At 64.4% G+C, this 20303-nt stretch carries 17 protein-coding genes and 2 pseudogenes; 10 read left to right on the top strand and 9 right to left on the bottom strand.

Going from position 1 to position 20303, the window contains the following annotated elements; translation table 11 throughout:
- Positions 1–170: 170 nt before the first annotated feature.
- On the bottom strand, positions 171–686 hold the full coding sequence (locus K3U94_RS06960; protein WP_220696024.1) for a TetR family transcriptional regulator: 516 nt from the start codon (positions 684–686) through the stop codon (positions 171–173).
- 138 nt (positions 687–824) lie between these two features.
- On the opposite strand from K3U94_RS06960, the gene K3U94_RS06965 reads away from it, so the two are divergent.
- From K3U94_RS06965 to K3U94_RS06975, 3 genes are all read left to right on the top strand, one after another.
- A complete protein-coding gene (locus K3U94_RS06965; RefSeq protein WP_220696025.1) occupies positions 825–1994 on the top strand; it encodes an acyl-CoA dehydrogenase family protein in 1170 nt (389 codons plus the stop codon).
- 251 nt (positions 1995–2245) lie between these two features.
- Complete coding sequence (locus tag K3U94_RS06970; protein WP_220696026.1) at positions 2246–3430, top strand: Fic family protein; 1185 nt, start codon at positions 2246–2248, stop codon at positions 3428–3430.
- Positions 3431–3989: 559 nt separating this feature from the next.
- Positions 3990–4511, top strand: coding sequence for a MarR family winged helix-turn-helix transcriptional regulator (locus K3U94_RS06975; protein WP_230987469.1), 522 nt, complete (start codon positions 3990–3992; stop codon positions 4509–4511).
- A gap of 2007 nt (positions 4512–6518) precedes the next feature.
- On the opposite strand, the pseudogene K3U94_RS06980 reads toward K3U94_RS06975, so the two are convergent.
- A pseudogene (locus K3U94_RS06980) lies at positions 6519–7806 on the bottom strand (IS3 family transposase).
- Between K3U94_RS06980 and K3U94_RS24110 the strand changes: the two are divergent.
- The 3 genes from K3U94_RS24110 (at position 7691) to K3U94_RS24115 (ending at position 12741) form a co-directional block, all read left to right on the top strand.
- Positions 7691–8218, top strand: coding sequence for a MarR family winged helix-turn-helix transcriptional regulator (locus tag K3U94_RS24110; RefSeq protein WP_267878350.1), 528 nt, complete (start codon positions 7691–7693; stop codon positions 8216–8218). The pseudogene K3U94_RS06980 and the gene K3U94_RS24110 sit on opposite strands and share 116 nt — an antisense overlap.
- A 575-nt stretch (positions 8219–8793) precedes the next feature.
- Complete coding sequence (gjpA, locus tag K3U94_RS06990; protein WP_220696028.1) at positions 8794–9885, top strand: outer membrane porin GjpA; 1092 nt, start codon at positions 8794–8796, stop codon at positions 9883–9885.
- Positions 9886–9942: 57 nt separating this feature from the next.
- Positions 9943–12741 (top strand): PGRS repeat-containing protein, encoded by a 2799-nt coding sequence (locus K3U94_RS24115; RefSeq protein ID WP_267878351.1) that lies wholly within the window; start codon positions 9943–9945, stop codon positions 12739–12741.
- 343 nt (positions 12742–13084) lie between these two features.
- On the opposite strand, the gene K3U94_RS23625 is transcribed toward K3U94_RS24115, so the two are convergent.
- Positions 13085–13459 (bottom strand): hypothetical protein, encoded by a 375-nt coding sequence (locus K3U94_RS23625; RefSeq protein ID WP_230987474.1) that lies wholly within the window; start codon positions 13457–13459, stop codon positions 13085–13087.
- A gap of 144 nt (positions 13460–13603) precedes the next feature.
- Here K3U94_RS23625 and K3U94_RS24410 point away from each other — a divergent pair, with 144 nt between their 5' ends.
- Positions 13604–13969 carry a hypothetical protein gene (locus tag K3U94_RS24410; protein ID WP_434084906.1) on the top strand — a complete coding sequence of 122 codons (366 nt, stop codon included), beginning with the start codon at positions 13604–13606 and terminating at the stop codon, positions 13967–13969.
- Positions 13970–14125: 156 nt separating this feature from the next.
- Here the strand turns inward: K3U94_RS24410 and K3U94_RS07010 are convergent, their stop codons facing one another.
- Both K3U94_RS07010 and K3U94_RS07015 read right to left on the bottom strand, forming a co-directional pair.
- On the bottom strand, positions 14126–14617 hold the full coding sequence (locus K3U94_RS07010; protein ID WP_230987475.1) for a MarR family winged helix-turn-helix transcriptional regulator: 492 nt from the start codon (positions 14615–14617) through the stop codon (positions 14126–14128).
- Positions 14618–14769: 152 nt separating this feature from the next.
- Positions 14770–15291: a TetR family transcriptional regulator gene (locus K3U94_RS07015; RefSeq protein WP_220696030.1), complete on the bottom strand. Its 522-nt coding sequence runs from the start codon at positions 15289–15291 to the stop codon at positions 14770–14772.
- 138 nt (positions 15292–15429) lie between these two features.
- On the opposite strand from K3U94_RS07015, the gene K3U94_RS07020 reads away from it, so the two are divergent.
- Complete coding sequence (locus K3U94_RS07020) at positions 15430–16599, top strand: acyl-CoA dehydrogenase family protein (protein ID WP_220696031.1); 1170 nt, start codon at positions 15430–15432, stop codon at positions 16597–16599.
- Positions 16600–16640: 41 nt separating this feature from the next.
- Here K3U94_RS07020 and K3U94_RS07025 read toward each other — a convergent pair whose 3' ends face one another.
- Positions 16641–17138: a GNAT family N-acetyltransferase gene (locus K3U94_RS07025; RefSeq protein WP_230987480.1), complete on the bottom strand. Its 498-nt coding sequence runs from the start codon at positions 17136–17138 to the stop codon at positions 16641–16643.
- Complete coding sequence (locus tag K3U94_RS07030; protein WP_220696033.1) at positions 17135–17566, bottom strand: type II toxin-antitoxin system TacA family antitoxin; 432 nt, start codon at positions 17564–17566, stop codon at positions 17135–17137. The genes K3U94_RS07025 and K3U94_RS07030 overlap by 4 nt, the downstream gene beginning before the upstream one ends.
- Positions 17567–17895: 329 nt before the next feature.
- Here K3U94_RS07030 and K3U94_RS07035 point away from each other — a divergent pair, with 329 nt between their 5' ends.
- Positions 17896–18237: a helix-turn-helix domain-containing transcriptional regulator gene (locus tag K3U94_RS07035; protein ID WP_220696034.1), complete on the top strand. Its 342-nt coding sequence runs from the start codon at positions 17896–17898 to the stop codon at positions 18235–18237.
- Here the strand turns inward: K3U94_RS07035 and K3U94_RS07040 are convergent.
- Positions 18234–18701: a hypothetical protein gene (locus K3U94_RS07040; RefSeq protein WP_220696035.1), complete on the bottom strand. Its 468-nt coding sequence runs from the start codon at positions 18699–18701 to the stop codon at positions 18234–18236. The genes K3U94_RS07035 and K3U94_RS07040 overlap by 4 nt on opposite strands.
- A gap of 113 nt (positions 18702–18814) precedes the next feature.
- Positions 18815–18916, bottom strand: a pseudogene (locus tag K3U94_RS23630) (antitoxin Xre/MbcA/ParS toxin-binding domain-containing protein); the annotation flags it as partial.
- Positions 18917–19100: 184 nt separating this feature from the next.
- Here K3U94_RS23630 and K3U94_RS07045 point away from each other — a divergent pair.
- Positions 19101–20285: a Fic family protein gene (locus tag K3U94_RS07045; RefSeq protein ID WP_220696036.1), complete on the top strand. Its 1185-nt coding sequence runs from the start codon at positions 19101–19103 to the stop codon at positions 20283–20285.
- Positions 20286–20303 lie beyond the last annotated feature (18 nt).

Consider the following 20303-nt stretch of genomic DNA (forward strand, 5'->3'; position numbering starts at 1 on the left):
AGCGACAGTTTGAAACACTTTTCGTACGGGTAAAAAGTGCGAATCACTAAGTAGTGCAACACTTGCTGTGTAGGTGCTGTCAGTCACCTGCATGATCTAGGTGAAATGAAGTGATCGAGTTCCCTTGGCGCTCAATTGAGTAAGTCGTCTTATGGTCGGCGATTCAGGCATCACGCACGTCGAGATTCCCGCTTACCCTCGCCCGCCAGCTCCCGCAGCTCCGCAACCGCCTGCGTCGCCGTTGGCGCACTCTCGGGATCGATCAGCGACTGAATCATCATGCCCAGCACCACTGCCAGCGCCACCGAGCCGCCCAGCTCCTCGCGAGCACGCTCCTGGCCTTCGGCCAGGCGCGCGCGCAGTTCGTCGTTGCGTTGGGCTTGCACGATCGCTTCCAGGTGCGAGGTCCACAGTGCTTTGTCGGTGGTGAAGGACTCCAGCACCGCCTGCCATCGCTCCACCGCCGTGGCCGCCGGCTGCCCGTCGGGGGACATGCGGGCATCGAGTTCGTCGAGCTCTTCGAAGAGGGCCTGCACCAGGAGGCGTTCGCGGCTGCCGAAGTGATAGCCGATGGCGGCATGGCTGACGCCGGCCGCCGCGGCGATGTCGCGCACCGTGGTGTTCGCCCAGCCTCGTTCGACGAGGCAGCGCTTGGCGCCCTCCAGCAGATCCTCACGGTTGCCCATGAAGGCAGGTTAGCCAGGACGGGAGCGGTTGCACAAATGGATTGACCATATGGATTGACCATTTGGACAAATCGGGAGTACGGTACTGACACCAACGGATCCCGCCGGGGGTTCCGCAGAGAGCAGGAGGTGCCGGTTATGGCGCACGAAGTCGTCGAGCGCGTCGAGAAGATCGCCGCCCAGCTGGCGGGCACCGCCGAAGACAGCGAACGCCTGGGCAAGCTCTCCGATCAGTCGGTGGCGCTGATTCGCGAAGCCGGCGTGATGCGGATGCTGCAGCCGACGGACTTCGGCGGTTACGCCGCCCACCCGCGCGACTTCGCCGAGGCGGTCATGGCGGTGGCCAAGCACTGCGGCTCCACCGGCTGGGTGTGCGGCGTCGGGGGAGTGCACCCCTGGGAGATGGCGCTGATGGACCGCCGGCTGCAAGCCGAGATCTGGGCCGAGAATCCCGACACCTGGATCGCGTCCCCCTATGCCGCACAAGGCGTCGCGACTCCGGTCGAGGGCGGCTATCGGTTGACCGGGCGGTGGAACTTCTCCTCGGGCACCGATCACTGCGACTGGATCTTCCTCGGTGCGCGCGTCGCGGAGACCATGCCGCCCAAGGTCTTACACGTCGTCTTGCCGCGCGCCGACTACACCATCGTCGAGGACTCCTGGGACGTCATCGGCCTGTCGGGAACCGGCAGCAAGGACATCATCGTCGACGGCGCCTTCATCCCGGACTACCGCACCATCGACTTCGAGCACGTCGCCTCCGGCGCCAGCGCCGCTGAAGCGGCCGGGCGCGATGAGACGGTCTACAAGCTGCCGTTCTGGGCCATGTTCCCGCTCGGGATCACCAGCGCACTCATCGGAATCACCGAGGGCGCACTGGCGGCGCACCTGGACTATCAGCGTGACCGGGTGGCCGCCACCGGCACCAAGATCAAAGACGACCCGTACGTCCTCTACGCGATCTCCGAAGCGGCCGCGGAGATCGCCGCCTCGCGCGTGCAACTCCTGGACGGCATCAGCAGGATGTACGACCTGGCCGACGCCGGTAAGGAGATCAGCTTCGAGGATCGCTCGCTGGTGCGGCGCAACCAGATTCGCTGCGCTTGGCGGGCCGTTTCTGCCGCGGACGCGATTTTCGCCCGCTCCGGGGGCAATGCCGCGCGCCGCAACAACCCGCTGCAGCGGTTCTGGCGCGACGCCCACGTCGGGCTGGGCCACGCCATCCAGACCCCGGGGACCATCTATCACTCCAGTGCCTTGACGGTCATGGGGGTGGAACCGGCGCCGGCGTTGCGAGCGATGATCTGACGCCGGCTCCGGTAACGCTGATATTGCAGTGAGGGTCGTGGTTCTTGGGGAACCCACGACCCTCACTGCAATTCGAACCCACTCGGCTTGCGCCGCCGACAGGGGCACCGCCTGATGAAGCGTCTCCGGTTTGGGTCCCCGGATTCTCTGGGGGACCCAGGACTTCGGATGACAGCGGGTATAGCTAACTTTAGGTATATAAAACTATAATAATCATGTTGTTGGTGTTCGTTAGGCGAGAAGGGTTCGCTATGGCATGGCCTGCGCATCAAGCCGAACAGCGTCCGTGGGCGCCTCGTACGCGCCAGGGTAACCGTGACGACCGCATGCTCAAGCAGATCGAAGTGGCGTTACCGCCAACGATCGGCAATCTGAGCTATGACCCTGTGGGTGCAGTGGCGCGCGCGCATGAGGCTGCCCTGGTTGCTGTCGCTCGCCTCGAAGCCGGGTTCGGCCAGCACCTCGCGCCCTTAGCGGATTTCTTGCTGCGGAGCGAGTCTGTGGCGTCATCCAAGATTGAGCACATCGATGCTGGATGGCGTGCATTCGGCAAAGCCTTCGCAGGTGGAAACGCCAGCGCGGAGGCAGAATCCCAACTAGCTGCAGTTCGGGCGTTGATGCAACTTGTTGACGCGGCCGACACCGGTCCACTTACCCTCGAAGCGGTCCTCGAAACCCATCGACTACTGATGGCACCTGACCCTTACGCCGACAGCCCCGGGCAGCTGCGCAACGTCCAGAACTGGATCGGTGGCAGCGACTACACACCTATCGGTGCGCTGTACATACCGCCACCACCCGAGTTAGTGCCTTCTCTTGTGGAAGACCTGCTGGTCTTCGCCAATCGCACAGATCTGCCGATTGTCGCGCAGGCCGCGATCGCCCACGCCCAGTTCGAATCGATCCACCCGTTCACCGACGGCAACGGTCGCATCGGTCGTGCACTGATCAGTGCCATCCTCCGCCGACATGGGCTCACCCAACGGGTTACGGTGCCGCTGGCATCGGTCATGCTGGCCAATACTGATGACTATTTCGCGCGGCTCACCAACTACCGCCGCGGTGACGCCAACCAGTTTGTCGGCTACCTCGCTGAGGCTGCGGTACATGCGAGCAACGCCTCGGAAGAATCGGCAGTCCATCTCGCCGAACTGCCCGACCACTGGCGGTCAGTTGCGCGCCCGCGGTCGGGCTCTGCAGACGAGACCCTCATCGAGAGCCTCTTGGACGTCCCGATCTTCAATGCCGACACCGCGCAACAGATCACGGGAACAACAGATGCCAGCACATACAGGGCGCTCGGACGGCTGACAGAGGTCGGCATCCTTGAAATATTGTCAACGGGCGCGCGCAACCGTGTCTGGGCTGCCGCTGACGTGTTGACCGAGCTTGATGCACTCAGTGATGCGATCGGTCGGCGGGTCCGCCGCGGATAGGGGCTTCCGATCGGCCATTCAGCCGTTGATCGGGTGTAGACGACTCACAGAGACCGAGTCGCGCACTCCTGGTGCACGTTTGAGCTCCTAGCAGGCGTTGGGCTTGCACGGTCGCTTCTAGATGCGAGGTCCACAGGGCCTTGTCGGTGGTGGTATCGCCTGCCATCCGTCCACAGCCGTCGTGGGCCGTCCCTCGGGGGACAAGCGTGCGTCGAGTTCGTCGAGCTCTTCGAAGAGGGCCTGTACGAGCAGGCGTTCGCGGCTGCCGAAGTGATAGCCGATGGCGGCGTTGCTTGACGCGGGCCGTCGCAGCGATGTGACGGAATCGACGCCCGCGGTGTACAGCAACTGGTGACACGACACGAGGTTTTCATTCTGAACCAACTAGTTCTAGTTGGAAGTGTTCTGTTGGGAGCCAGAGTATCTCGCTGACCAGAGCAATCCGGACGAACCAGACGTCGCTGAACGTCATTCTCGCCGGGACGAATCCGCGAGAAATACTGAGCATCCCTGAATTTTTGCAGCGCGGGCGACCCAGTCTCAGCTAGCGTCGCGCGCCGTGGACGCAATACACGAACTCCAACCCGTGCTGCCGTTACCTGGGTTCGACGGGATCGAGCAGCGTGCCTGGCAACAATTTCTGAGCTGCTCGCTCAATGTGCTGGCAGGGCTTAACGAGTCGTTGATGGACGCCCACAACATTTCCATTCGCGACGTGCTGCTGCTGGAGCTGCTCAACAGGCCGGATCGCCGGAACCATCGGCTCTGTGCCCTGGCTCGGGCACTGTGGATATCGCAGGGGCAGTTGAACACCCAGATCCGCCGACTAGAAGGGCTGGGCTGGATCACGCGTAGTCCGAACCGGCGCGATGCGCGCGGCATGTTGCCGCGGATCACCAGTGAGGGTCACATGCATCTGAACGCAGTGCTGGAAACCTATGCGCGGGAGGTCCGCGTGCAATACCTGGACTACCTTCAGCACGAGCACATGGTCAGCCTGGTCGACGGCTGCAGGCGGATCAATGCTTCGCTCAACGTTTCCCGGCTGAAAGGCCCTCCTCAGCGGCGCGCCCGCGGGTGAGTCGGCACCGGGCAGCGTAATCAGCTGGATTCAATAGGGCGCCAAAGGCGTTCCGGCGGCTAGGCGATCGCGACCATAGCGCCGTCTCTGAGTAGTTGTTTGACCCGTCCGGTGGCGGTGGGAGTGCAGCATGTCCGACGGTTGCGAAGACGTCGACGAGCGCTTTACCGGCCGAACAGCTACGCCGCCACCGGCTCCGATGACAGGCAAGAGGAAGTCGACTGATGCCGGCGTAAGGCGACGAATCGGGGTCCGAAGCACATCCAGAGCCTGGTAGCTACGGCCCCTTTAGTGCCATGTGGAGGGCGTTTGGTCCGACCAGATTTCTGAGGCGCACATACAGCCCTGGCCGCGAGTGGCGAGCTTTGCGGTGACCGCTCAACCGGTGCGCGCGGAAGCCGTGTGCGTGAGGTGCCATTGCATTACAGGCAGACTCGGTAACAACGATGAGCTGCGAAATACGACGTCTTATCGCGTGGTCTGTGCGCTAAACATGGCGACTAGCTGCACAAATGCGTTGATAGCATGCGCAGTGAATGGCACTCATGACAGTATTCGGCTTTTAAGCAGGTAGTTCACAGCAAAATTGATACCAGTGTAAAACCAATAGGAAAATGACCGGGAAACGAGCGTCGCGTACCGTCGCCGGCCGCCGCTAGTCTGGCGAATTCCTGAGTGTCGCTGAGCTTGAATTCTGTTTGCCGACGGGTCGGTCAGCGCATCGCCTGGCCCCTGTTGTCATGGATGCGATGGCCCTGGAGTCTCCGGCGGGGTAGGTACCGGGACTCGCAGAGGTCGACGCCGAAACCGGTAGAGGTACCCGGCTGGCCGAAAGTCAATCTGCCAACATAGACACCAAACTCCTTGAGGCGTATAAGTTCACGATCTCTAACGTGTTGCTCCTATCACCTGCCGGCTCGGATGGATCGCGGGGCGCCGCGGTGATTGAGTGGGCCGACGTACCGGAGTTGACGCGAAGCCGGATGGCGACGCAGACCGAACGCCCGGGACGTGCAGATGCGCACTCGGCCTCTAGGGCCGGCGGGGCGTGCTCCGGCGTGTTAGGTGTACCGGACGCGCACAGCCCATCGGTGCATTGACGACCTAGGCGTTGGTGATTTGCGCGCATAACTCGATTTATCGCGCGCGCAGATGCACGCTCTGTTCGACACCTGCCGCGCCGTCAATGCTCCGCCGTTGGAGTGCGTGACGGGTGATTCCAAAGGAGCCTAAGGCGGCAGCCCAATCCAGTCGGTGAGCGGGGCAACTGTGACGGTTATGGAGCATGGGTACCAGAATCCTGCGGCCGTGGCCGGTGAGGTTTGATCGAAGTGCGCCGACGGAGAGTTTGCTGGGATGACGCGGCGCCGCAGGCGTGCACGACGAAACCGTGTTCGTCGCTCTCTGTGGGCGAACCTCCTTCGGCGGGTTTGCCAGGACCGCTCTCTGCACTATTGTCCCGTCACCCGTCGAGGGACTTGAAACGTGTTGCAATAACGATGTTATTCAGCAAACTGCAGATTTGGCTCTTTACTGCATCTGAGCACCGTGTAATACTCAAAAAACGACCATCCAGCTATCTAGTACTTGCGAGGGAACGCGTTACGAAAAGCTACTCGCGAGTAGCTTTTGTCGTGAACTAGGTAGTTCAGTCTGAAAATTTTCTGATACGGGATCGAGAAGTCTATGACCAGCGCAACGTCGCCGACTCGAAGATTGCCGATCGCCACCGTTGGGTGGTGGATTTGCGGTGACAATTGAATTTGCCAGCGTTTCCTCTCGTGCGGAGCGACCATGTTGGATACCGTCGCCCGCCGTGGAGGAGACGACTGCCGGGCCGCCGACGAATCGCTTGCCGGGGCTCGATGATGTGGAGCAGGAATGCTGGCAGGAGTTCCTGAACGCATCGGCTCGACTGGTGGACATGCTAAGCCGGCGACTTCTCGCGGAGAACCAGCTCACGCTGTGTGAGCCGTCCCGGTAAGTCCGGGGACTGATTTCCTTGAATCACCCCGCCTTCGGTGGGGTGTGCCTGTGATCGTAGTGAAGCGCTTCGACGGCTGCGGGGGTGAAGTCGTCGAGGTAGTCGTGGGGACGTTCGGTGTTGAACCAGTCGACCCATTCGGCGGTGGCGAGTTCGACCTGGCTGACGTCGCGCCACGGGCCTTGCCGATGGATGAGCTCGTTCTTGAACGAACCGACGGTCGTCTCGGCGAGCGCGTTGTCCAGTGCGTCGCCGACCGACCCGACCGAGGGGTCCACTCCTTCGTCGATGAGCCGCTGCGTGAACGCCACCGACGTGTACTGGGCGCTTAAGCGTCGTTGTGCGCAATCAGGCCACGCAGATCGTAGTGCCCCTCTTGAGCCCGAGTGAAGAATGCGTGCTCGAGGGCGTCAAGAACCAGCGGCGTGGTCATCGACCTCGCTGCCCTCCAGCCGAGAATGCGACGGCTGAACGCATCGATCACGAAGGCCACGTAGACAAAACCGCTCCAGGTCGCCACATACGTAAAGTCGGCTACCCACAATCGATTTGGCGTCGGAGCGCAGAAATGGCGATCGACCAGATCCGGGTAACGGGCATGGCTGTCGTCACTGATCGTGGTCTTGTGTTTGGACCCATAGCGGGCCCCCTCCCAGCCCTGGGCGCGCATGATCCGCTCCACCGTGCAACGGGCCACATCGTGGCCCTGGCCGCGCAGCCGGATCCACATCTTGCGTGAGCCCAGGGTCTGCACGAACTTGCCGGTCTTGGCGTCGTTGCGCTGAGTGCTGATGATCTCGACTAGCTCGGCCTCGCGCACCTGGCGGCGCGTCGGGGTCTTGTTGATCCACTCGTAGTAGGTCGACGGGCTGATCGACACCCCGTTGGCCGACAGCACCGCACACATGGGCTCGACACCCCAGCGAAGCCCGGCCCCACCATCAGAGCCGGGCACCTGGTAGTCCTTGTGCTCGGCGATAAACCGAATCACCGTTTCCCGGGCCGGTCGAGCTCGGCCCCGAAGAAAATCGCCGCTGCTTTCAAGATCTCATTGGCGCGGCGCAGTTCAGCGATCTCGCGGCGCAACGCCTTGTTCTCCTGGGCCATCGCCGAGGTCACACCGGGTCGCTGACCGGAATCGACCTGCGAGCCACGAACCCAGGTCCGCAGCGTCTCCGCAGTACCGATTCCCAACATGCCGGCCACCGCGGTGATTGCCGCCCACTCCGAGGGGTACTGCGGGCGGACCTCGGCCACCATCCGCACCGCGCGCTCTCGAAGCTCAGCGGGATACCTGCTTGCACGTCCCATAACTCGAATCCTCCCAAGATCGGGAGTCTCCGGACTTACCGGGACGGCTCAGTTCGACTTCTTGCTGCTGGACATCCTTAACAGGGAGCCTGGTGGGTGGGCGCGGATGGGTGACTTGGCACAGGAGTTGATGGTCAATCGCAGTCGGATCAGCCAACAGGTTCGGCGACTGGAGTCGCAAGGGTTGGTGCGCCGCGCCCGCAGCACGATGGATTTGCGAGGTGTGGTCGCCGTCATCACCCGCCAGGGGCGGGCGAAGGTCAAGCCTGCCGCGGAGGCGTATGCACAGGATGTCCGCAGGTACTACCTCGATCAGATGTCGCGTCGGCAGATGATCGCGATGGGCGACGGGTGTCGTCGGATCACTCAGCGGGCGAAGGCTGCGGAGCCGCCAGGGTTTGAGCTGCTCTGAGCCCGGTTGGTTCATCCTGTTCGCTTATCTAAATATTACTTCAATACGACGGCTAGCTCCTGGCCTGTGACTAATGCCCAGGCGCGCTGCGCTGCTGGTTGTGGTGCTTTTCGCGAATTACTTGTGCCTTGCGTGCGCACTGTCAATGGGTCCTGCAGCGGTTTGCCATGCGGAGACCGTGAGGGCGGCAGCGCGGAGGCGACGATCCGTCAGATACTCGACGCGTGTCAAATGCTCACTCAGGAAATAGTTGCAGGTCATGAGTCTATAACGCGTCCCGTCCCGGTCGTCGTCAGATTTATGAACGTGTTCTAATCAATTTCCATAATATTTCCAAATGCAATTGTGTCGATCGCAAGTATATGTTGCTGGAGTCCCTGATGATGGGGGCTGATCAGCTATTTTCGCTCATTATTGGATTGCGGAGAATCGCCAGCCGCGAACGGATCATTCAACCACGCCCGAAACCTGTAGGAACCTGAGTTCTTCTGAGGTAATTTCTCATTTCGGCCCACATAAAGGGCCTTTCGAACCTTGTACCCGTTGAACTGAAGGTGAGCTCTGAGGAGATGGCAATGCCGTTAGCAATTCGTCCCTACGCCACCGCCGGTGTCGCGATCGTGGGCGCCGGCCTCGTCGCAGTCACACCGGCGGCCGCGCCACTGCCCGAACGGGTCGATACCGCGTCCCCTGTCGTGCAGCTCACCGGGGCGTGGGAGGACGTGTTCAACGCCGCCTCGGCGAATCTGACCACGATGATGAACAACTGGTATCTGGCTCCCAGTGTGGGGATGCAGCAGTTCATGGCCAACCAGATGGGCTACTGGGACCAACTGCTCAACGACCCGGCCGGCTCCACCAACGCGATCAACGAGCAGATCCAGCTGTATCTCAATGCGGTGATCACCGGGTTCACGATGCAGGACATGACCGCCGAAACCCGCGCCACGGTCCTCAACCACGCCATGGACGACGCCCATAACCTGATGTTTGGGCAGGTCGCAGGCTACTTGCCGCCCGATATCGACCCCAACATGGTCCTGCCGATCATCGACTGGTTGGGCTCTCCACAAAGTGCGGTCCTAATGGGGATGCTGGGCCCGGGCATCAGTCCGTGGATCGCGTTGATGAACAGCATCACCGACGGTGACAGCTTCGGCGACACCCTGACGAATATGGGCGGGGCCTTCTTCAACGGCGCCACTCTCAACCTGGATGCGCTGTTGCCGATGATCAACGATGCCGGGTTCTTCCCGGCCGGGATGACCATGGAGCATCTGGACTTCGCATTCGGCGGGCTGCTGAGCACCGGCGCGGCGCAGGTCGGCCCCTATGAGGTGCTCGGTGCGGGCGGTCAGATCGCGGCTTCGGTCCCTGCGGTCGGTGGCTCGCTCTTCCAAAGTGTCGGCTTGGAGTTCAGCGGGGTTCCCATCCTTGGCACGCTCGAGTTGGACAGCGCCGCGATCGGCCCGATCGCGGCCTGGCAGGCCTGGGGACAAACTGTCGGGGCGCTGCTGGGTTCGGGTTGGGACGGCAAGGGCGCGGTCGTGGTGACCCCACCGTTGGCCGGAACCGATCTGCCGCTGCTGGCTACCGATGCCCTTGATGACGGCGGCATGAGTGCGGCAGCGACCGACTGGCTGCAGGACCTGTTCACCGCGTCCTAATCGACTCCGCCCCTATCTTCGTTGCCCACTATGACTTTTCAGAGAGGTATGCACACCATGAGTCGTCGTCACACCACCAACAAATCGGAATCCCGGCGCCACGCACGGGTGCTCGGAGCCGGTAGCGCTGCCGGTGCGTTCCTGGCCTTCGGCATGGCCCCGCTGACTTCCGCGCCACCGGCCCAGGCCGATGGGCTCGATTGGCTGGCGGACCTGTTCGACCCGTCGGCGTGGGTGGCTGCCGACCCCACCGACACTGTGGGCGGATGGGACTTCGGTGCCTGGCTAACACCCTCGTTGGGTGCAGCCGATGCCGGTGACCCGGGTGGTTGGGCCACGATGATTGATCAGTGGATCTACACCCCAATACACACGTCCTTGGAGAGCTGGATCAACAGTGATTTCGGTGCAATGGTCAACGGTGCCATCAACACCGTGGCCGGCCAATTCCTCATCGGCGACGGCGCCGATGGCACCGAACTGAACCCTGACGGTGGGGCCGGCGGACTGTGGTTCGGCGACGGCGGCGATGGCTGGAACTCCGATGTCGCCGGCATTGCCGGCGGCAACGGCGGCAACGCCTCCGGCTGGCTCGGCGACGGCGGTGCCGGCGGTGGCGGCGGGGCCGGTGTTGCCGGTGCCCAGGGTGGCGCCGGCGGGGCCGGTGGCGCAGGTGGCTTGTGGATGGGCAACGGTGGGGCGGGCGGCGCGGGTGGCGACGGGGCGCCCGATTCCGGGGCCCAGGGCGGCGCGGGTGGACTCGGCGGTGACGCGTCCGCCTGGCTGTTCGGCAACGGCGGGGCCGGCGGCAACGGCGGGGCCGGCGCCGACGGCGCTCTAGGCACCTTCGCCGATGGTGGCAGCGGCGACGGCGGCTGGGGCGGCTGGGGCGGCATTGGCGGCTCCGGCGGGCGCAGCGCGTTCATGTTCGGCAACGGCGGCAACGGCGGTGCCGCTGGGGTCGGCGGTAACGGCGGTGACGGTGCTAGCGGAACCGCCGACCACGTCGACGGCGGCAACGGCGGGCGGGGCGGCACGGGCGGCGTTTCGAACGGCACCGGCGGAGCTAGAGGTTCCAGCTACTTTAGCGGCGCGTGGTTTGGCCACGCCGGGCAGGACGGTGCCTTCGGTGAAGGTGACATCGGCGCTGCCGGCGGTGCCGGTGGTAACGGCGGTGACGCCTACCAAGACGGCGCTGGCAACTACCTCGGCAACGGCGGTGCTGGCGGCGTCGGCTCGTCGGGTAGCAGCGGCTACATCGGTGGTGCCGGTGGTGCAGGTGGTGCCGGTGGTGCTGGTCTCAACGGTGGCAGCGGTGGAGCGGGCGGCACCGGGGGCCAGGCCAATTCCGGCTACACCGGTGGAGCGGGTGGAGATGGTGGCACCGGCGGTGACGCCACCGATGGCATTGCCGGCAAAGGCGGTAACGGCGGTGACGGTGGCCAAGGCGCTGCCACCGGTGGCGCGGCGGGTGCCGGGGGAAATGGGGGCAATGGCGCAACCGGTGATGACACCGTCAAGACCACGGGCGGTAACGGCGGTAACGGAGGCAGGTCTGGCTTCAGTAGCACCGGGTCCGCTGTTGTCGGCGGGCGCGCTGGGGACGGCGGCACCGCGACGTTCCAGGGTGGTAACGGCGGTAACGGCGGTGCCAGTGGTGGCGGCTTGTCCGATGGCGCCATCGGCGCCAATGGTGGCGCCGGTGGTAACGCCACCGGCTGGGACAACGGCGCCGGCACCTTCAGCCGCGGCGGCAACGGCGGTAACGGCGGTGCAAGCGGTCAGGGCACCGCGCCTGTTGTCGGCAGTGCCGGCGGCGACGGGGGTGACGGCGCTGACAGCGGCGTGAGCGTCGGCGGTAACGGTGGTAACGGCGGCGCTGCCAACAGTGTCACTACCGAAGGAGCGACTGGGGCCGCCGGCGGTACTGGCGGCGCCGGTGGCGATGGCACAGCGTCCGGTGGCAACGGCGGAAGCGGCGGTGTGGGCGGAAGCGGCCTTGTCGGTGGCGTTGGCGGTGCCGGAGGTGCCGGCGGTAGCAGCGGCGGGACGACGATACCGACCAACAACCCCTTGGGTCTTCAGGCCGGCAGTGAGCACGCGGGTGCCGGTGGCCAGGGCGGTACCGGTGGGCGCGGCTCCGACGCCGCCGGTATCGGTGGTGTCGGCGGTCACGGCGGTGAGGGTACTGACGCGGTCGACGGCGGAACCGGCGGGATCGGCGGGACCGGCGGACCTGGCGTGGCTGGCGGGACTGGCGCGGCCGGCGGTGTGGGTGGTGTTGGAGGTGCGGCGACGGGCACCGGTAACGGCGGTGCTGGCGGTAAGGGCGGCACCGGTGGGGCCGGCGTGAACGGCACCTATGGTGGCAACTCCACTACCGCGCCAGGCACTGACGGCGGTGACGGCGGGACTGCCGGCATCGGCGGCCAAGGTGGCGCGGGCGGCACCGCGATCAGCGGTGATGGCGGGCAGGGCGGTGCCGGCGGTGTCGGCGGCACGGGCGGCACGGGAGGCCGTGGCGGGTTCGGCGGTGTCGACGCTGACGGCAATGCCTTTGACGGTGGTAACGGCGGGACCGGCGGGACCGGCGGGACCGGCGGCAACGGTGGCATGGGTGGCACAAGCACCAGCGGCAACCAGGGCGGCGGTGGCGACGGCGGCAACGGCGGCGTCGGTGGCACCGGCGGCAACGGCAACAGGGCTGGAATCCCCACTGGCACCGGTACTACCGGGCAGCCTGGTGATGGTGGTGCTGGAGGTCCCGGCGGCAGCGCCGGTACCGGCGGCACTGGCACACCCGACGGCGGCCCCGGTGTCGGCGGGAGCACCGGCAAAGCTGGCAATCCCGGCTGACCCCGGCGGGTCGTAGATCGCCGATCGCGGTCGTCGGTTCCGCTAAGGGCCCGGCGACCGCGGTCGTATCCGAGAGACGCGAGGACATCATGCCCACCGCACATACCCTGGTTGACCTATTGCGCCGGCAGGCCGAACGTTATCGCGGCAAGGTGGCGTTCAGCTTCTCCTACAACGGTGACGGTGAAGACGAAGGCCGGCTGAGGTATCGCGAGTTGGACGTCATGGACCGGGCGATCGCGGCGGATCTGCGTGGTTCGGGGTCCAAACTCTGCGCGGGCGGCCGTGTTCCCGGACGACATACCGGCAAGATTGCCGGTTTTTCGCGCGCTCGCCGCGGAATTCAGCAGAGCCCGACGTCGGCCTGGATGTCGCCGAGTTTGCGAACCATGCGCAGGGACGGTTCGGCCGGCGAACGGAGGAAGCCGTAGTGCTCGCAGAACCGGGCAGCGTCATCATCGATGGCGTCGACCACGAGGTAACGGGCCGCGACGGTACGCGTGGCGGCCAATACGCGGTGGTAGGCGCCGAACAGCAACTGCCCACCCAAACCCCGTCCGTGCAGTCGCCTGTCGAGTGCCAGCTTGCCCAGCAGTACCGCCGGGATGCGCTCGGGCATGCCGCGGGCGAGACGGCGCGGCAGGTCGGCCGCCACGATCTCGTGCGTCGACAGGGTGAAGTAGGCCAGCACGGCAGCATGGCCTTCCTCTGTCCACACAAATGCCCGAGCGGTGCGTTTGGCCTGTGCGGTGGCGGCATGTCGGGCGAGCCACGTGGTGAGCGTCGGCTGCCCGCAATCGAGCGGTCTCGACGGTGAACCGTTCGTCGTACGTGGAGCAGACGAACACCACCGGGCTCAGTCGTGCCGGGAGACGCGCGGCGAGCGGGCAACCCGCCGCATCGCCTCGTTCGGCTCTGGCGGCTGGGACAACGATGTCACCCCGCGTTTCTCTCGGGGCGCAGTGCGGTCTTTGCGGTCACGCCGGAATCGGGTGCCGCGGAGCTCGTTATGGTGCAGGAGGTGGATCGCGAACGAGTCACCGAAGGCGATCTCACCGAGATGGTGGACGCAGTGCAGGCCGCGCTCGCCTCGCACCACGGGATTCAGGCGGACTCAATAGGCCTGGTGCAGCCGCGGAGCATTCCCGTCACCTCCAGCGGCAAAGTCCAACGCGGCGTATGTCGGCAACAGTTCCTCGATCGTGGCTGTCCGACGGTGGCCGAATGACACGCACCGCGGCAGCCCACCCCGGCCGGGATCCTGGAGCAGGCCGCTGTGGCCAACATCGTCCAACAATCATTGGTTCGCTAGGCATCCCGTCAAATCGGACTACTGCCGAGACCGGCGGTGACCCGAATCGTGCCTACCGCTCGAAATCGCTGCCTACTGCTCGGGGTCGGTGAATGCTGCGCCGATCTGTCGGCAGCTCTCACCCAACGCTGCGATCTGCGGCCGTGACAGGTGCCCGAGGAACTCGGATCTAACCGCTTCGGCATAGGTAACGTTGGCTTTTTGCAACATCTTTCGACCCTTGTCGGTGCTGGTGGCTACTACCACACGCCGGTCGCCCGGACGTGGTGTTCGCAGCACCAGCCCTTCGTCTTCAAGTCGGCTGATATGCCTGGTTATACGGCTTGGGTGGGACAGCAGTGCCTCAGCGAGATCGCCCATTCTGGCACCGTCGACAGGTGAATCACGCAGGATGGCCAGGATTTTCACATCGGCCAGCGTCAACTGGTGTGCGTCCATCAATTTCCGATTCAAGGCCCCGAACATGCCCATGGTGGTCGTCAAGAAATTCTGCCAGGACCGCTGCTCAGCGATGTCTAGGCCTGGCATGGCGCTGGCGGTCCGCCGGACGTTGCGCCTCATCATGAGGCATGATCCTATGTGACAGTTTGCGTTTCGGCATCAATTTCACTCAAGAACTTCGAAATTGATGACGGCGACGACAAATTCTCAGTGCCGCACAGGAAAATCGGTCAGTGCTGCCCGATTCGGTTGGCGCGCGGTGCCGCTCACCCGCCTCACGATGGTTGCCGCGGTGTGGTGCGCGTGGGGGCGTTGGCCAGCTCCCGCAGCTCCGCAACCGCCTGCGTCGCCGTCGGCGCGCTGTCGGGATCGATGAGCGACTGAATCATCATGCCCAGCACCACCGCCAGTGCGACGGAGCCGCCCAGTTCCTCGCGAGCACGCTCCTGGCCTTCGGCTAGGCGCGCGCGCAGTTCGTCGTTGCGTTGGGCTTGCACGATCGCTTCCAGGTGCGAGGTCCACAGTGCCTTGTCGGTGGTGAAGGACTCCAGCACCGCCTGCCATCGCTCCACGGCCGTGGCCGCCGGCTGCCCGTTGGGGGACATGCGGGCATCGAGTTCGTCGAGCTCTTCGAAGAGGGCCTGCACCAGCAGGCGTTCGCGGCTGCCGAAGTGATAGCCGATGGCGGCGTGGCTGACGCCGGCCGCCGCGGCGATGTCGCGCACCGTCGTGTTCGCCCAGCCTCGTTCGACGAGGCAGCGCTTGGCGCCCTCCAGCAGATCCTCACGGTTGCCCATGAAGGCAGGTTAGCCAGGGCGAGAGCAGTTGCACAAATGGATTGACCATATGGATTGACCATTTGGACAAATCGGGAGTACGGTACTGACACCAACGGATCCCGCCGGGGGTTCCGCAGAGAGCAGGAGGTGCCGGTTATGGCGCACGAAGTCGTCGAGCGCGTCGAGAAGATCGCCGCCCAGCTGGCGGACACCGCCGAAGACAGCGAACGCCTGGGCAAGCTCTCGCAGCAGTCGGTGGCGCTGATTCGCGAAGCCGGCGTGATGCGGATGCTGCAGCCGACCGACTTCGGCGGTTACGCCGCCCACCCGCGCGACTTCGCCGAGGCGGTCATGGCGGTGGCCAAGCACTGCGGCTCCACCGGCTGGGTGTGCGGCGTCGGGGGAGTGCACCCCTGGGAGATGGCGCTGATGGACCGCCGGCTGCAAGCCGAGATCTGGGCCGAGAATCCCGACACCTGGATCGCGTCCCCCTATGCCGCACAAGGCGTCGCGACTCCGGTCGAGGGCGGCTATCGGTTGACCGGGCGGTGGAACTTCTCCTCGGGCACCGATCACTGCGACTGGATCTTCCTCGGTGCGCGCGTCGCGGAGACCATGCCGCCCAAGGTCTTACACGTCGTCTTGCCGCGCGCCGACTACACCATCGTCGAGGACTCCTGGGATGTCATCGGCCTGTCGGGCACCGGCAGCAAGGACATCATCGTCGACGGCGCCTTCATCCCGGATTACCGCACCATCGACTTCGAGCACGTCGCCTCCGGCGCGAGCGCTGCCGAGGCGGCCGGTCGCACCGAGCCCCTCTACAAGCTGCCGTTCTGGACGATGTTCCCGCTCGGGATCACCTCCGCGCTCATCGGGATCACCGAGGGCGCACTGGCTGCCCACCTGGACTATCAGCGCGACCGGGTCGCCGCCACCGGCACCAAGATCAAGGACGACCCGTACGTGCTCTACGCGATCTCGGAGGCCGCCGCGGACATCGCCGCCTCACGCGTGCAACTCCTGGACGGCATCAGCAGAATGTACGACCTCGCCGATGCTGGCAAGGAGATCAGCTTCGAGGATCGCTCGCTGGTGCGGCGCAACCAGATTCGCTGCGCCTGGCGGGCCGTGGCCGCCGCCGATGCGATCTTCGCCCGCTCCGGGGGCAACGCCGCGCGCCGGAACAATCCGCTGCAGCGGTTCTGGCGCGACGCCCACGTCGGGCTGGGGCACGCTATCCAGACCCCGGGGAGCATCTATCACTCCAGTGCCCTGACGGTCATGGGAGTGGAGCCGTCGCCGGCGTTGCGGGCGATGATCTGACGGGTGAGACTGTTCTGGCTCTACCTACTTCAGGACTTTCTCTACCCTCCGAGCAGTGCGCGGGCGTCCTTGATCAGTAGCGTCAGATGCAGGTCATCGGTTGGACTTGGCATGAAGTCGAAGTGCCGGTAAAAACTGGCGGCATCTGAGTGCAGTGCGTGCACCAGGATCGCGCGCACACCAATGGTGTCGGCGGCCTGCGCTGATCGGGTGATCGCGTCCCGCAGGAGATGACTGCCCAGCCCGTTACCCCGCTCCTCTCGGTCGACGGCGAGCCGGGACAGCAGAATCACCGGCACCGGTCGCGGCATATTTCGGCGCACCCTGCCTGGCGCGTCCTGGTGCTGAACAGACCCCGCCGCCAAGCAGTAGTAACCGACCACCCGCCTTCCGATCGTGGTGACGAAACACCTGGAGCCGCCCTCGATGTGGTTGGCCAGCGCCTTCCGCCGCAAGTAATCGTCCAAGCTGGGTTCGCCGCTGTCGAACGCAGCGACTTCGTCGGCCTGGGCTATTGGCCGGGGGAAGCTATAGCTCACCTCTCGGGCGTCGTATCGAAGACGCTGGGTTCGGAAAATAATTTCTCGAGTCGAGGCTTGGGTGAAGCCGGTGCGTCGAGCATCGCGTTGAACTCGGTCCATGCGGCGTCGTCCAAGATGAAGAGCCTGCGGTCGGCCAAGATGTCGGCGGCGCGTGCCAGCAGCGTCGTGATGGTGAAGTTCGTGATATCGGTTCCTGTGAGTTCAGCGGCGTGGCGAATGATCGCGTCTTGGTCGGGCGTCAGCCTCGCGGTGAGGCGACTGGTCTTTCGCTCCCCGGATGTCCACTTACCGTCTGCCGAGACGCGGATTGTCTTATTGGAACAGTCGCGCGGTGCGATGTGCCTCCCAGTTTGGGCACTGCTCGCAACTGGCTTCCCGGCAGGCCTGCCGCGGTCCGGGTCGGTCTTCCCACGTTGCTCAGCCATACGGCCGATTGTGCGCCCAATGGGCGTACAAATCAATGTGCTCGGGCTCGGCCACGCCATCCAGACCCGGGGGAGCATCTATCACTCCAGCGCCCTGACGGTCATGGGGTGGAGCCGGCGCCGGCGTTGCGGGCGATGATCTGGGGGGTGGCGAAGCTCGCGGGGGCGTTGACATGCTGCCACGGGCCGAAGTTGGTCCTTCGGGGCGGACATCGAAACGGCACCGGGCATGGCTCGTCGTCGATCTCCGCCCCTGGCGACACCTGGATTTGTCCTCCATTTGCAACCTGCGTAACATTTAAGTCACGCACCTGCGTGAGGAGTTGACCATGTCGGAGACGTTTAACACTCTGTTGGCCGAGCGGCTCGCAGATCCAGAGTTCGCCCGCAGCTATGCCGCTGAGACGGCGCGCATCGCTGCGATCGACGCCGTCGTCAATCAGCTCGATGACGCACGAGAAGCGTCCAACCTCACCAAGGCGCGGCTCGCCCGCGCGATCGGTTCTCATCCCAGCGTCGTGCGCCGCCTGCTGTCCGCGCAGACTGTGAACCCGACCCTTGCCACCGTGGCCGAACTTGCTGCGGCCCTGGGGTTGAAGGTCACGTTGACTCCCATGTCCGCCGAGGAGCGTGAACGGATCACCAAGCCGATGCTCGCGGTAAGTGCCTAGCCGTTTTTCACAGAACGCGGGTTGCGGCTGAAATACTCAGTTCCCAGCTCGCGCACCTTGAGGTGGTCCGCTTCGCTGAACGTCGTTCGTACAGCCTTGCTCATGCCCGTGATCACCGCGAGGATCGGCCGGTCCGTTCCGAGCGCTTCGGTGTCCACGCGACAAAACAGGCGATAGTGCCTGCGCGGCTTCGACCCGTCGACGCGGACCTCGTGCCAGCCGCTCATGGACCCGTGCATCGCTTCCCAGTGCCCACCGCCGGCGAAGCGTTTCGGTGGTGCCTCGGCGACGGCCTTGAGAACCGCGAGCATCGTCGCCTGCACCTTGGATGGGCACGCGCGCAGGAATTCCAGGCCGGGGGCGCTCTGTTCTGGGTCCTCATTTGGGCGCCGTTGGAAGAATTCGACACGGTGCGGTGCGTCCGACGACAAGCCCTGGCGAGGCGCTTTCTTCGCCTTGCTCATGAGCGTGGATGGTAAGACAGTCCGGCTATTCGTGAGTTCCAGGCGGTGCATCCTGTGCATGAACGGTCAGGTCGGTGTATGCGTCAAATCCGGGCCGGAGTTGGGAAGCGGAGTCACACGAACACTCCCTCCGCCATCGCGTCGATGAGCGCCAATACGCGTTGGTACTCGCCGTCTCGAACGAGGTCGGCAGGCTTGCGGTGTTCCCGTAACCGCCTCACTGCAATCCGCACGTACTCGGGTTTGCGCCGCCGACAGCGGTATCGCTGAGAGGAGCATCTCGGCCTTGGGGCTCCGGACTGACCGGGGAACGGGACATGACAGCGCTATAGCTAACTTTCAAGATATAAAACTATACTAAAGATGGCTTTGGTATCGGTTACGTGAGAAGGGTTCGCTATGGGCTGGCCTGCGCATCACGTTGAGCAGCGTGAGTGGGCGCCTCGTACGCGACAGGGTAACCGTGACGATCGCATGCTCAAGCAGATCGAAGTGGCGCTACCTCCAATGATTGGCGACCTGGACTATGACCCGGTGGGTGCAGTGGCGCGCGCGCATGAGGCCGCCCTGGTTGCCGTCGCTCGCCTGGAAGCCGGATTCGGCCAGCATCTTGCACCCTTAGCGGATTTCTTGCTCCGGAGCGAGTCCGTGGCGTCATCCAAGATCGAGCACATCGACGCTGGATGGCGTGCGTTCGGTAAAGCCTTCGCAGGCGGAAATGCCAGCGCGGAGGCGGAATCTCAACTCGCTGCCGTTCGGGCGTTGATGCAACTTGTTGACGCGGCCGACGCTGGTCCTCTTACTCTCGAAGCGGTCCTGGAAACCCATCGACTACTGATGGCCCCCGACCCCTACGCCGACAGCCCCGGGCAGCTGCGCAACGTCCAGAACTGGATCGGTGGCAGCGACTACACACCGATCGGGGCGCTCTATGTACCGCCACCACGCGAGTTAGTGCTTTCTCTCGTAGAGGACCTGCTGGTATTCGCCAACCGCACAGATCTGCCGATCGTCGCGCAGGCCGCTATCGCCCACGCCCAGTTCGAATCGATCCACCCTTTTACCGACGGCAACGGCCGTATCGGACGTGCGCTGATCAGCGCCATCCTCCGCAGGCGGGGGCTCACCCAACGAGTTACGGTGCCGCTGGCCTCGGTCATGCTGGCCAATACCGACGACTATTTCGGGCGGCTCACCAACTACCGCCGCGGTGACGCCGATCAATTTGTCGGCTACCTCGCCGAAGCCGCCGTACATGCGAGCAGCGCTGCGGAAGAATCTGCAGTTCGTCTCGCCGAACTGCCCGACCACTGGCGGTCAGTGGCGCGCCCACGGTCCGGCTCTGCAGACGAGACTCTACTCGAGAGCCTCTTGGACGTTCCGATCTTCAATGCCGATACCGCCCAACAGATCACGGGAACGACAGATGCCAGCACATACCGGGCACTCGGACGGCTGATGGAGGTCGGCATCCTTGAAATATTGTCGACGGGCGCGCGCAATCGCGTCTGGGCTGCCGCCGACGTATTGACCGAGCTCGATGCACTCAGTGATGCGATCGGCCGGCGAGTTCGCCCCGGGTAGAGGGCCTCGGATCGACGA

The organism is Mycolicibacter heraklionensis (assembly GCF_019645815.1).
In the GTDB taxonomy this organism is placed as follows: Bacteria; Actinomycetota; Actinomycetes; order Mycobacteriales; family Mycobacteriaceae; genus Mycobacterium; species Mycobacterium heraklionense.